The organism is Vibrio aerogenes (assembly GCF_024346755.1).
Classification (GTDB): Bacteria; Pseudomonadota; Gammaproteobacteria; order Enterobacterales; family Vibrionaceae; genus Vibrio; species Vibrio aerogenes.
This window is the reverse complement of record NZ_AP024861.1, coordinates 932,742-945,271: the sequence shown is the minus strand read 5'-3', so window position 1 is coordinate 945,271 and position 12,530 is coordinate 932,742. Positions and strand designations below refer to the sequence as shown.

The following is a 12,530-nucleotide window of genomic DNA, read 5'->3' as shown; positions in this document are numbered from 1 at the left end:
TTTCCTTTTTTTTCAGCATACTAAACAAACAAAGATGCAATGACTGAAATAAAAATGTAACACAAAAGTCCTAATTTGCTCCAAACAGCCATGATTAAATACAGCAAAAAAGTCATCTTATCAGAAGTCATACCATTCATCTTAAGTAAGTCAAAAGGTACAGGAATGCACACAGAAAAGTTGTATATAGAGAAGGAATTAAGCTGGCTCTCTTTTAATGAGCGGGTCCTTCAGGAAGCTGCCGATAAATCAGTTCCGTTAATTGAACGGATCCGGTTCCTGGGGATTTTCTCTAACAACCTTGACGAATTTTATAAGGTTCGCTTTGCTGATGTGAAACGCCGGATTCTGATCGACCAGGAACATGGGAACAGCAGCAGTTTCAAACACTTACTAACAAAGATGCAGAATAAGGTTTTTAAGCTGAATCAGGATTTTGAAACCTTATACAATGAGCTGATTAAAGAGATGGCACGAAGACGCATCTTTCTGGTCAATGAGTTCCAGCTGGACGAGTTTCAGGAAAAGTGGATACAAAAATACTTCAGAAAAGAAGTTTTGCCACACATCACTCCCTGGCTCATCAACAAAGATGCCAATGTCCTGCAATACCTGAAAGATGAATATGCTTATATCACGGTCGAGATGAAAAAAGAGGATGTTTCCCGCTACGCGCTCATCGAAATCCCGACCGATTACCTGCCCCGCTTTATCATGTTGCCTGAACAGAAAGGTAAACGGCGCAAAACAATTATCTTGCTGGATAATATTATCCGTTACTGCCTCAACGACATTTTTTATGGTTTTTTTGATTACGATGAACTCAATGGCTACGCGATTAAAATGACCCGGGATGCCGAATATGATCTGAGCCATGAGGTGGAACACAGTTTGCTGGAACAAATGTCCGAAGGGCTCGGACAGCGTTTAACAGCAATGCCTGTGCGTTTTGTCTATGAGCAGGAGATGCCGGCCAGCATGCTAAACTTCTTGTGTGAGAAGCTGGAAATTTCTAACTACGACAGCTTATTACCGGGGGGCAGATATCATAACTTCAAAGATTTTATTTCTTTCCCGAATGTGGGCCGGGAATACCTTGAAAACAAGCCGCTTCCGCCGATGAAGTCCGCAGATTTCGAGGGCTATGCGAACAAATTTGATGCCATCAAAGCGCAGGATATACTGCTCTATTACCCGTATCATACCTTTGGCCATATGACAGAACTGGTTCGTCAGGCTTCATTTGATCCCAAAGTAATCAGTATAAAAATCAATATTTACCGGGTCGCGAAAGACTCGAAACTGATGCACTCTTTGATTCATGCAGTACATAACGGCAAAAAAGTGACGGTTGTTGTCGAGCTGCAGGCCCGTTTCGATGAAGAGGCAAACATTGAGTGGTCCCGCGTGCTGACTGAAGCGGGCGTGCACGTTATATTTGGTGCGCCAGGTCTGAAAATACACTCAAAACTGCTGCTCATTAACCGCAAAGAAAATGGCGAGATTGCCCGGTATGCCCACATCGGTACCGGCAACTTTCATGAAAAAACAGCCAGAATTTATACTGATTTTGCACTCCTGACTGCGAACCCGGAAATCACCAATGAAGTGCGGAATGTATTCGGATATATTGAGAATCCGTACCAGCCGGTCAAATTCCGGCAATTGATTGTGTCTCCCAGAAATTCACGCTTAAGATTGTATGAATTAATTGATGCTGAGATTGAAAATGCCAGGGCCGGGAAAAAAGCGCAGATTATACTCAAGATAAATAATCTGGTTGATCGCGGACTGGTGAATAAACTTTATGAAGCCAGTAGTGCCGGCGTTGAAATAAAAATGATTATCCGGGGAATGTGCTCATTGATTCCGGGGATTGAAGGAATCAGTGAAAACATTACAATCATCAGCATCGTCGATCGCTTCCTTGAGCATCCCAGAGTGATGATTATTCATAACAACGGTGATCCACTGGTATATATTTCATCGGCTGACTGGATGACAAGGAATATCGATCACCGGATTGAGGTGGCAACCCCCATTCATGATGAGCGGTTAAAACAGCGAATTATAGATATAATTAATATTCACTTTACCGATACAGTGAAAGCCCGCTGGATAGATAAAGAAATGAGTAATACTTATGTCAGCCGTGGTAACAGGAAAAAAATCCGGTCTCAGGTCGCGATATATGATTATTTAAAAAATACAGAAAAAATGACCCGGAAACGGAAAAATACACAAGAAGTAAAAGCAAATGAAAGATGTTGATGAAATCAGACATATTGCAGCCATCGACTTAGGGTCGAACAGCTTTCATATGGTGGTGGCAAAGGTTGTTAACCAGGATTTACAACTCGTCAGCCGTCATAAACAACGGGTCCGCTTAGCAACCGGACTTGATGAACACAAAAGACTGGACCAAAGTGCGATTCAAAGAGGCATTGAATGCCTGGAAATGTTCGCCGAACGAATTCAGGGCTTTTCTCCGGAGAATGTCCGCATTACAGCCACACATACCCTGCGGCAGGCAAAAAATACGGCGGAATTTATTGAACAGGCCCGGCGTATCATTCCCTACCCGGTCGAAGTGATTCCCGGCACAGAAGAAGCCCGCTTAATTTATCTGGGAGTCGCACATACACAGCCTCAGTCCAAATCTATTTTGGTGATCGATATTGGTGGCGGCAGTACCGAACTGATCATCGGCCATGAATTTACCCCTGAGCTGGTCAATAGTCTGCAGATTGGCTGTGTCAGCTATACCAATCGCTTTTTCCCGGATGGAAAAATCACCCGAAAGCGTTTAAACCAGGCGATTCTTGCTGCGGAACAGAAACTGGAATCAATTGTCAGGCAGTACAGAAAAAAAGGCTGGGAGACAGCATTCGGTTCATCCGGGACCATTAAAGCTGTCCGCGATGTGCTGGCGGAATCGGGTCATCAGGATAGTTCAATCACCCCTTCCCGGCTGGAAAAACTCCTGGATAAGATCGTTGACGCCGGAAGTATTCAGGATCTGTCTCTGAAAGGTTTGAGTGAGGAAAGAAAGCCTGTGTTTGTGGCCGGGGTTGCCATCCTTTATGCGGTTATCAAGGATCTGAAAATCAAAGAAATGCATTTTTCACAGGGTGCATTAAGAGAAGGTCTGCTCTATGAAATGGAAGATCGGTTAAAATATGCCGATATTCGCTTAAGAACCGCAGAAAGTCTGGCGCTGAAACATCAGGTCGATATAGAGCATGCCCGGAACGTAAAAAAACTGGCCGTACAGTTTTTTGAGCAACTCGCACCAGAGCTGGATATCCCGGCCAAAAATACCGAGTTGCTTGATTTATTAGAGTGGAGTGCCCTGCTCCATGAAGTCGGATTAAGTATCAGCCTTCAGGGAGTCCACCGCCATTCAGCCTATATTTTACGTCATACCAATATGCCTGGATTTAATACAGAGCAACAGGAACTATTATCGACTCTGGTACGTTTCCACCGAAAGGCACTCAAGCTGAATGAAATGCCAGAACTGACTCTGTACAAGAGGAAACACGTGATCGAAATTATCCGGATACTCCGGCTGGCTGTCGTGCTGAACGGACAGCGGAGTGATGACCCGCTTCCGGCACTGAAACTGACTGTCAACGACCACGATAACTGGACGTTAAACAGTAAAGAAAAAGACTGGCTGGAGAACAATAAACTGCTTCACACCGATCTCGAAACAGAACAACAGTACTGGCAAAGTGCCGGATGGTCACTGCATTATACTTAATACTTAATACTTAATACTTAATGAAAAATTAAAGCTCAGCAGCCGGATGGATGAAAGCCGGCTGCTAAAGCCCGACTTTCGCCAGTTCCTTTCTTGCTATCCCGGCTGAGACGGGAATATATCCGTCTCTGGCAACCAGTAACTGGCCCTGATTTGAAAAAATAAACCGGATAAACGCTTGTTCAACCGGTGATAAAGATCTGGCCGGGTTCTTATTCACATACAGATATAAAAAGCGGGAAAGCGGATATTGGCCGGAAAGTATATTTTGCCGGGTCGGATAGATATAGTGATTCCCGGTCCGCGCAACCGGAATGCGTTTCACACCGGAAACAGAGTATCCGGCACCGGAATAGCCAATCGCATTAATGGAAGAAGCCACTGACTGAACCACGGATGCTGAACCCGGCTGTTCATTGACCTGCGCATTAAAGTCACCGCCGCATAAAGCATGGCTCTTAAAATAACCATATGTTCCGGACACCGCATTTCTGCCAAACAGCTGAATCGATCTTCTGGCCCAACGGGACTGAATTCCCAGTTGTGACCAGGATTCAATCTTGTGGACGGCCCCACAACGCAGAGTTGCAGAAAAAATGGCATCAATTTGCTCGAAGTTGAGCCCCTGAACCGGATTATCTTTCTGCACAAACAACCCAATCGCATCAATTGCGACCCTGAGTTCCGTCGGCTTGTAACCATAGGCCTGCTCGAAAGCTTCTATCTCGCTCTTACGCATCGGCCGACTCATTGGGCCGAACTGAGCCGTTCCCTGAATTAAAGCAGGGGGTGCCGTAGATGAACCGGATGCCTGAACCTGAGCATTCACATTGGGATAATAATTATGGAAGGCTTCAACCCAGAGCGACATCACACCGGCTAAAGTATCAGAACCGACAGAAAGCAGATTTCCGGAGACACTTTCTCCTTTTTGATACACTGGCAATCTGTCATCAGCCAGCAAATCATTTGCAAACGCCCGGAAACTACAAACACAGGCCATCAAGACAACACAGTACAACACGCTCTGCTTCATTCGGCGACAACTAATCGTTTTGGTAAGACAAAAGAGAATACACTCCCGGCACCCACTTCACTCTGAATATTTAAATGAGAATCATGATGAGACAGTGCATGCTTCACAATCGCCAGCCCTAAACCGCTGCCTCCCGTATCACGGGAACGGGCTTTATCCACCCGGTAAAAACGTTCGGTTAGACGATGTAAATGCTGTGGTGCAATCCCATCCCCTTTATCCTCAACTTCAAGGCAAGCCCCCTGATAGGAGTCATACCAGCGTACAAATATTTCCGCACCCGGCGGCGTATACTTCACCGCATTGTAAACCAGATTTGAAATCGCACTTCTCAGTTGATCTTCATCACCTAACACTTTCAGGGCCGGATCAATTTCAAAGTGCAACTGATGATTCGCATCGCCACTGAGACTACTGGCTTCTTTTTCCAGAACGGTCAACATTTCCGGTACATCCACCACATCTTCCAGTTCATGCATCGGCGCCGCTTCAATCTTGGAAAGCGTCAGTAACTGATTGACCAAACTATTCATCCGGTTCAGCTGTTCGGTCATGACACCATGAGCCTTCACCCAAACCGGCCCGGTCATCATGTCCGGATCCTCGGTCATTTCCAGATAACCCTGCAGCACTGTCATTGGCGTACGTAGTTCATGCGAGACATTGGCAAAAAAGTTTCGCCGCATACCTTCCAGTTGTTTCAGCTGAGTGACATCACGAACAACAAGTAAGTGCTCACCTTCAGTGTAAGGTACGATACGTAATTCCAGCATTCTTTCCACATTCAGCGGAGAATGAATTTCCAGAGGTTCTGAGAAATCCCGTTTATTGAGGTATTTAATAAAATCTGGTGCACGAAGCAGATTTGAAACCGGCTGGCCTTCATCTTCAGGCCAGCGAAAGCCAAGCAAATGTTGTGCAAGCTTGTTACACCAAACGATATTCCCTTCATCACGAAAAACGACAACAGCATCAGGCAAAGACTCAGCACCATTACGAAAACGGCGAATCAGATTCGTCAGCTCTTTACGCTTCTTACGCTGTCGTTGCTGCAAACGGTAAATTCCGTTAAACAGGGATTCCCAGTTGCCTTTTCCTGATGGCGGTGTCAAACGTTTATCATCCCACAACCACACAGACAACTTCATCTGATTATTCAGATGCCAGATCAGCTGAATCGCCGTCGCAAACAGCAACAGCCAGGGCATAAAACCGAAAATCCAGCCAATCACCAGCCAGGGAGAGTAAAAAAAAGCCAGCCCCCAAGCCAGCCTTTTCCAGGTTAAACGTTCAACCATTGTATTCCTTTATTCTGGCCTTAAGATTTAACAGAAAAGCGATATCCGGCACCACGTACAGTCTGAATCAACTTATCATGTCCGGCATCTTCCAATGCTTTACGCAGTCGTCTGATATGAACATCGACAGTCCGGTCTTCCACATAAACATTCGTGCCCCAGACATTATTCAATAACTGTTCACGGCTATAGACCCGCTCCTGATGTGTCATGAAAAAGTGCAGCAACTTGAATTCCGTTGGCCCCATTTCCAGCGCTTTTTCATTCGCCGTCACCCGGTGGGAAACCGGATCTAATTTCAGCCCCTGAACATCAATCACATCTTCTAATGCAGTTGGTGTCACCCGGCGAATCACGGCTTTTAAACGCGCGATCAGTTCTTTGGGTGAAAATGGTTTTGTAATGTAATCGTCAGCACCAACTTCCAAGCCCCGGACCTTATCTTCTTCTTCACCGCGGGCGGTTAACATCACAACCGGAATGTTTCTGGTCAGCTCTTCACGCTTCATATGTTTGATGAAGTTGATGCCGCTTCCTCCGGGAAGCATCCAATCAAGGAGCACTAAATCAGGGAAAGGTTCAGCCAGTTTCGTCACGGCAGTATCATAATCTTCTGCTTCAACAGCCTGGTAACCTTTCTGCTCGAGAACAAAGCACAACATCTCTCTGATAGGCGCTTCATCTTCGACCACGAGAATCCTTCTTGACATAACAGATTAGCCTTTATCTTTTATCAACGTTCTGCATTATTAAAAATAATTATGACACTTTTGTGACCTTTGAAAACAAATTTTCATATAACTTTCGTATTCGGTTCATGTGGCTTTTTTGAAAACAGGCTATGCATTTCCCATCTGTTTCCCCTATGATATTCGGTTTGAAAGCAGGATAAGAGAATACTTATGTGGTTTAAAAATTGTGTAATTTATCGCTTCAATCGTGACATTGAATTCAACGCCGACCAGCTGGAAAAGCAACTGGCTGAATTTCGTTTCACTCCCTGTGGCAGTCAGGATAAACAAAAAACGGGATGGACCAGTGTCATAGGATCAGGAAGTGAAATGATGACACATGTATCTGAAGACCGTATTCTCATCTGCGCTAAAAAAGAAGAGAAAATACTGCCAGCATCGGTCATCAAAGATTCTCTGTCGAGTAAAGTCTCCGCGCTTGAAGCTGAAGAAGGCCGGCCATTAAAGAAAAAAGAAAAAGACAACCTCAAAGACGATATTATTATCGATCTGTTGCCCAGAGCATTCTCCAAAAGCCAGTTAACTTATTTGCTGATTATGCCTTCCCTGGGTTTATTAGTGGTCGACACCAGCAGCTATAAAAAAGCTGAAGATCTGATTGCGCTGCTCAGAAAAACCATGGGTAGCCTGCCGGTTATTCCGGCAATCCCTGAAGCAACACTGGAAACAGTGATGACAAGCTGGGTACAGGATGGAAATCTGCCGGAAGGATTGCAATTACTGGATGAAGCCGAATTAAAATCTGTTCTGGATGATGGCGCGACCATCCGCTGTAAAAAGCAGGATTTAACCAGTGATGAAATCCTCAATCATATTCAGGCCAATAAAGTGGTGACTCAACTTGGCCTTTCCTGGTGCGATCGTGTGTCATTTATGCTCTCCGATGACGCCATCCTTAAACGGGTTCAATACAGTGATGATCTGACTGATCAAAATGAGGACATTCCCAGAGAAGACTTCGCAGCCCGGTTTGATGCAGATTTTTCCCTGATGTGTGGAGAATTCGCACTGCTTTTGCCTTTCCTCCACGAAGCATTCGGCGGATTACCTGAAGCTGCTTCTTCCTGAGCAATGAACGCCACAAATCAGAGGTGCATCCGCACCTCATCTTGCATCGTTTTTTCCTCTGAATTTTATTGTTCTTTTCCACAATCAAAGCTGGGATCCCAGCCCGTTTTCACGTAAAATCTCCGCCCTCTGACACCATCTGGTGGTGTCAGCCTGACTTGAAATCAGATTTGGAAAGAGCAATGACAACAGACAATGTATTTGTTCCTGAGCTTCTCTCACCAGCAGGAAGCCTGAAGAACATGCGTTATGCATTCGCCTATGGCGCAGATGCAGTATACGCTGGCCAGCCTCGTTACAGCCTTCGGGTCCGTAACAACGAATTCAATCACGAGAACCTGAAGATCGGCATTGATGAAGCCCATGCACAGGGGAAAAAGTTTTATGTGGTGTGTAATATCCAGCCGCATAACTCTAAGCTGAAAACCTTTATCCGGGATTTAAAGCCTGTGGTAGATATGGGACCGGATGCGCTGATTATGTCCGATCCTGGCCTGATCATGATGGTCCGGGAAGCCTTCCCTGACATGAGTATTCACCTATCAGTACAAGCGAATGCAGTCAACTGGGCAACGGTAAAATTCTGGGCTAAAAACGGGGTTGAACGGGTTATCGTTTCCCGTGAACTTTCTCTGGAAGAAATTGAAGAAATTCGTCAGGAATGTCCGGAAACAGAGCTTGAAGTCTTTGTTCACGGCGCACTGTGTATGGCATATTCCGGTCGCTGCCTGCTTTCAGGTTACATGAATAAACGGGATCCAAATCAGGGAACCTGCACCAATGCCTGTCGCTGGGAATATAAAGTCGAACAGGGCAAAGAAGATGATGCCGGACAGATCGTTGAACAATTCACGCCAGACACAACTCAGACCATCGATGTGAAGGAAGAACGTCCGGAAAATACAATTGGTCTGGGCAAGCCAACCGACGAGGTGGTGCTGCTGTCAGAAAGCCACCGTCCGGAAGAGAAAATGGCAGCGTTCGAAGACGAGCATGGTACTTATATCATGAACTCGAAAGATCTGCGGGCGATCCAGCATGTTGAGCGTCTGACCCGGATGGGTGTGCATTCATTAAAAATCGAAGGCCGGACCAAGTCCTTCTACTACTGTGCCCGGACCGCTCAGGTTTATCGCAAAGCTATTGATGATGCGGTTGCAGGCAAGCCTTTTGATCCCACACTCATGTCAACACTGGAAAGTCTGGCTCACCGCGGCTATACCGAAGGTTTTTTGCGTCGTCATACTCACGATGCTTACCAAAATTATGACTATGGCTACTCGATTTCAGAAGCTCAGCAGTTTGTAGGGGAATTCACCGGAAAACGACGTGGCGATTTAGTTGAGGTTCAGGTCAAAAATAAATTCTGTCTTGGTGACAGTCTGGAACTGATGACACCAGGCGGTAACGTTCATTTCAACCTTGAAGTGATGGAAAACCGTAAAGCAGAAGCCATTGATGATGCCAAAGGCAACGGACATTTTGTTTATATTCCGGTACCGGAAGATGTCGATCTCGAATTTGCGCTGCTGATGCGTAATTTGGGCGAAGGTCAGGATACCCGGAATCCAACAGGCAAATAATATGGCGCTTTTGATTACCAACAAATGCACCAATTGCGATATGTGTGAACCCGAGTGCCCTAACAATGCCATTTCGATGGGTGATTCAATCTATGAAATTAACCCGTCGCTTTGCACTGAGTGTAAAGGGCATTATGAAAAGCCGACATGCGAATCTGTATGTCCAATCAACAATTGTATCATCACAGATCCTGAACATATCGAAACAGATGAACAGCTGCTGGAAAAGTTTGTCATTATTCAGGGACTGGCTTAACCAGCAATACAAAATCGTCTTGTGAGAAAGAGTCCGCTATCAGCCACTGATCGCGGACTTTTTTACGTTTGATGTGAATTTTACTTTTATACGAGTTTTATACCAATCTGGAAAATAAACTGATGATCTGGATGTGTCTGGTGGAGCAAACATACAAGGGCATGGATGCCCTTGTTTAAGCGCCCATGGATGGCTTGAGCGGTTTGCGTAACCAGATATATCCAGATCAGAAAATGACTTAGAATGGTATTACTTTTATACAAATAGCCATTGAGCTATTGGCGGGCTAATCCTTTCCGGTTGAGGTAATCCAGAATAAAAGGACGAGACTCCTGACTGAGCTTTTTGGTCACCTGATCTGACCAGCCCTGCTGCTTCACATTTTCTGAGCGAGCCTGATAGTATGCCTGCATCACCTCATCATATGCTTTCACTTTATCGACATCCAACGGCTGATACTGATTTTCATGCACAATCACTTCCGGCGACAATCGGGGTTTCAGTTCCGGGTGTTGATCCGGTACCCCCAGACACAGACCAAACATGACCGCAGTATGCTGAGGTAGTCCGAGTAACGCATCGACTTCGTTCGGTGAGTTTCTTAATCCACCGATATAGACGCCTCCCAACCCCATCGATTCCGCAGCCAGTAAGCAATTCTGCGCCATAATTCCGGCATCGATTGCCCCAATCAATGTCAGCTCAGTAAACTCGGGACGAACTTCAGGATTCAATGTGTAATGACGCTGATAATCGATACAGAACACCAAAAACTCGGCTGCTGTTTCAACATAGGCCTGATTCCCCGCCAAACGGGCCAGTTCTGTGCGCTTATTTTTATCTGTCACCCGGATCACAGACACAACCTGCATCAAACTGGATGAAGAGGCGGCAATACCCGCCTGAAGAACACAATCAAGCTGCTCTGAAGATATCTCCGTATCTTTAAAAGCTCTTATCGAACGATGGGATAAAATGGTCTCTATGACGTCGTTCATATTATCTCCTTAGTAATGACTGCCATTATCATAATACTGATGTGGCTGAAGCGGTATAAACACCACAGCAACGTCCAGTTCAGGATCTGACATCGCATCTCTGATCCGCTTTGTGATCGTAACCGCCACCTGATCCTGAATCATCTGTCCCCGGTCAAACCATAACACTTCAACAAAAGGATACATCGATGCTGGCTCACCCTCGGTATAGAAGGTCGTATGAATGGATTCAAAAGTAAAATCTTCCCGCGGGGATTGCATGGGTTGCTGAAAGTCATCAATCAGCGTCTTGGAGAGTGACTGAACAAGTCGCGGCTCAACGGCACGGAAACGAAAATGAGGCATGTCTTACTTCCTGTGAAATTTTTAAGCATCATAACAACATAAATACTTCACGGCGACATAGCCTGCATTTTTCTTTTCAGAACAAAAATGTTTTCAAAACATCAGGAACTATCCGGAAAGATGACTATCGAAAAAATCCAGTGTTCTTTGCCAGGCAAGTTCTGCTGCTGGTTCATTATATCGGCCGGTGGAATCGTTATGAAAGCCGTGATTGACCTGTTTATAAATGTGAGCGACATAGTCCGCCTGATTACTTTTCAGCTGTTGCTCATAATCCGGCCAGGTCGCATTGACCCGTTTATCAAGCTCAGCAAAATGAATCAGTAATGGTCCTTTTACTGCGGTTCTCAGAGAACTGGCAGCCGGTGTTCCATAAAAAGGAACCGCAGCGTTGAGAACTTTTGGCATGGTTGCTGCCAGCATATTGACAATATAACCACCAAAGCAAAAACCAACAGCACCTAACTGACCATTCCCCTGAGGCAGAGCTTTCATGACTCTGGCGGCGGCGATAAAGTCCTGCTCAATTTTTCCTTTATCCAGACTTTTCTGCATCGCCCGGCCTTCATCATCATTGCCGGGATAACCACCAAGCGGAAACAACGCATCAGGTGCAAAAGCAATATACCCTTTCACCGCTAAACGCCTTGCTACATCTTTAATATAAGGATTCAGTCCACGGTTTTCATGGATCACTAATATTGTTGGTCGTTTTTTATCGATATTTCGTGGCATGACCAGATAACCACGTCCTTTCCCATGTCCATTTGGAGAATCAAACTCCATATACTCTGCTTTAATTCTCTGGTCATTAAATGAAACCTGTTCAGCCTGCGCATAATCAGGCATCAGAACGGCTGTCAGAGCTGTCATACTCCAACCCAACACAGCCAGACCAGATAACCGCTGCATAAACTCCCGCCGGTCAATCAGACCATGCGCATACTCGTCATACCAATCAAATGCTTCCTGAGGAATAACACTCTCAGGAGAATTGGCTGTCGACACCGGATGATTTTCAGACATAAAGCACTCTCTTTCTGAATTGAGGTTGAACATCTTTCCAGATTAGCGCATTCAGTTCAGAAAGTGGAAGTTTTAAAAGAATCATTCTCATTACGAAACAGTGACTGTCTGAATCGAATTATCGGCAGGAAATGGATCATGTGTATTTAGTATCGGTATAAAATCTGGAAACCAATGAATAGTTCTTAACTACAAACACAAAAAACCCGCTCAATGAGCGGGTTTCTATTTTGCATAATTATGCAAATTGTAATGGCAGGGGTGGAGGGATTCGAACCCCCAACACGCGGATTTGGAAAACCCATAACACTAATATAAAATCAATAAGTTACAAAAAGGGGAAATTTCACATTGGGCGTATGGGGTCGTATGGGGTCGCAGCGAAACAAAAATAAGCTCGTC

The 12,530-nt window shown here is 45.3% G+C and carries 11 protein-coding genes; 5 read left to right on the top strand and 6 right to left on the bottom strand.

The features are described from left to right. The first annotated feature begins 165 nt into the window (after nt 1–165). Nucleotides 166–2,271 (top strand): polyphosphate kinase 1, encoded by a 2,106-nt coding sequence (gene ppk1 / locus OCV29_RS04400; protein ID WP_073603790.1) that lies wholly within the window; start codon nt 166–168, stop codon nt 2,269–2,271. Further along, nucleotides 2,258–3,766 carry an exopolyphosphatase gene (ppx, locus tag OCV29_RS04395; RefSeq protein WP_073603791.1) on the top strand — a complete coding sequence of 503 codons (1,509 nt, stop codon included), beginning with the start codon at nt 2,258–2,260 and terminating at the stop codon, nt 3,764–3,766. Before ppk1 ends, ppx begins: the two co-directional genes overlap by 14 nt. Before the next feature lie 64 nt (nt 3,767–3,830). On the opposite strand, the gene OCV29_RS04390 is transcribed toward ppx, so the two are convergent. Genes OCV29_RS04390 through phoB form a run of 3 tightly spaced genes read right to left on the bottom strand, consistent with a single transcriptional unit; the run spans nt 3,831 to nt 6,810 of the window. Beyond that, a complete protein-coding gene (locus OCV29_RS04390; protein WP_073603792.1) occupies nt 3,831–4,769 on the bottom strand; it encodes a PstS family phosphate ABC transporter substrate-binding protein in 939 nt (312 codons plus the stop codon). A 29-nt stretch (nt 4,770–4,798) separates the two neighbouring features. After that, entirely contained in the window at nt 4,799–6,100 is a 1,302-nt protein-coding gene (gene phoR, locus OCV29_RS04385) for a phosphate regulon sensor histidine kinase PhoR (protein WP_073603793.1), read from the bottom strand. 20 nt (nt 6,101–6,120) lie between these two features. Beyond that, complete coding sequence (gene phoB, locus OCV29_RS04380; RefSeq protein WP_073603794.1) at nt 6,121–6,810, bottom strand: phosphate regulon transcriptional regulator PhoB; 690 nt, start codon at nt 6,808–6,810, stop codon at nt 6,121–6,123. Between the two features lie 192 nt (nt 6,811–7,002). On the opposite strand from phoB, the gene rdgC reads away from it, so the two are divergent. The 3 genes from rdgC to OCV29_RS04365 all read left to right on the top strand — a co-directional run bounded on the left by rdgC (nt 7,003) and on the right by OCV29_RS04365 (nt 9,759). Continuing rightward, nucleotides 7,003–7,920 carry a recombination-associated protein RdgC gene (gene rdgC, locus OCV29_RS04375; protein WP_073603795.1) on the top strand — a complete coding sequence of 306 codons (918 nt, stop codon included), beginning with the start codon at nt 7,003–7,005 and terminating at the stop codon, nt 7,918–7,920. Between the two features lie 182 nt (nt 7,921–8,102). Next, the gene (gene trhP / locus OCV29_RS04370) at nt 8,103–9,503 is read left to right on the top strand and encodes a prephenate-dependent tRNA uridine(34) hydroxylase TrhP (protein WP_073603796.1); all 1,401 of its coding nucleotides are present in this window, start codon (nt 8,103–8,105) and stop codon (nt 9,501–9,503) included. Nucleotide 9,504: 1 nt separating this feature from the next. After that, the gene (locus OCV29_RS04365) at nt 9,505–9,759 is read left to right on the top strand and encodes a YfhL family 4Fe-4S dicluster ferredoxin (RefSeq protein WP_073603797.1); all 255 of its coding nucleotides are present in this window, start codon (nt 9,505–9,507) and stop codon (nt 9,757–9,759) included. Nucleotides 9,760–10,034: 275 nt separating this feature from the next. Here OCV29_RS04365 and nfsA read toward each other — a convergent pair whose 3' ends face one another. The 3 genes from nfsA to OCV29_RS04350 all read right to left on the bottom strand — a co-directional run bounded on the left by nfsA (nt 10,035) and on the right by OCV29_RS04350 (nt 12,128). Then, the gene (gene nfsA / locus OCV29_RS04360; RefSeq protein WP_073603798.1) at nt 10,035–10,757 is read right to left on the bottom strand and encodes an oxygen-insensitive NADPH nitroreductase; all 723 of its coding nucleotides are present in this window, start codon (nt 10,755–10,757) and stop codon (nt 10,035–10,037) included. Nucleotides 10,758–10,766: 9 nt separating this feature from the next. Beyond that, on the bottom strand, nt 10,767–11,102 hold the full coding sequence (locus OCV29_RS04355) for a DUF1904 domain-containing protein (RefSeq protein WP_073603799.1): 336 nt from the start codon (nt 11,100–11,102) through the stop codon (nt 10,767–10,769). Nucleotides 11,103–11,210: 108 nt separating this feature from the next. Continuing rightward, nucleotides 11,211–12,128, bottom strand: a complete 918-nt coding sequence (locus tag OCV29_RS04350; protein ID WP_073603800.1) for a dienelactone hydrolase family protein — start codon at nt 12,126–12,128, stop codon at nt 11,211–11,213. Nucleotides 12,129–12,530 lie beyond the last annotated feature (402 nt).

Excerpts from the sequence above, each read along its gene's own strand:
- ppk1 (WP_073603790.1), top strand. The coding sequence starts at position 166 with ATGCACACAGAAAAGTTGTATATAGAGAAGGAATTAAGCTGGCTCTCT.
- rdgC (WP_073603795.1), top strand. The coding sequence starts at position 7,003 with ATGTGGTTTAAAAATTGTGTAATTTATCGCTTCAATCGTGACATTGAA.
- OCV29_RS04390 (WP_073603792.1), bottom strand. The coding sequence starts at position 4,769 with ATGGCCTGTGTTTGTAGTTTCCGGGCGTTTGCAAATGATTTGCTGGCT.
- nfsA (WP_073603798.1), bottom strand. The coding sequence starts at position 10,757 with ATGAACGACGTCATAGAGACCATTTTATCCCATCGTTCGATAAGAGCT.
- ppx (WP_073603791.1), top strand. The coding sequence starts at position 2,258 with ATGAAAGATGTTGATGAAATCAGACATATTGCAGCCATCGACTTAGGG.
- trhP (WP_073603796.1), top strand. The coding sequence starts at position 8,103 with ATGACAACAGACAATGTATTTGTTCCTGAGCTTCTCTCACCAGCAGGA.
- phoB (WP_073603794.1), bottom strand. The coding sequence starts at position 6,810 with ATGTCAAGAAGGATTCTCGTGGTCGAAGATGAAGCGCCTATCAGAGAG.
- OCV29_RS04355 (WP_073603799.1), bottom strand. The coding sequence starts at position 11,102 with ATGCCTCATTTTCGTTTCCGTGCCGTTGAGCCGCGACTTGTTCAGTCA.
- OCV29_RS04350 (WP_073603800.1), bottom strand. The coding sequence starts at position 12,128 with ATGTCTGAAAATCATCCGGTGTCGACAGCCAATTCTCCTGAGAGTGTT.
- OCV29_RS04365 (WP_073603797.1), top strand. The coding sequence starts at position 9,505 with ATGGCGCTTTTGATTACCAACAAATGCACCAATTGCGATATGTGTGAA.
- phoR (WP_073603793.1), bottom strand. The coding sequence starts at position 6,100 with ATGGTTGAACGTTTAACCTGGAAAAGGCTGGCTTGGGGGCTGGCTTTT.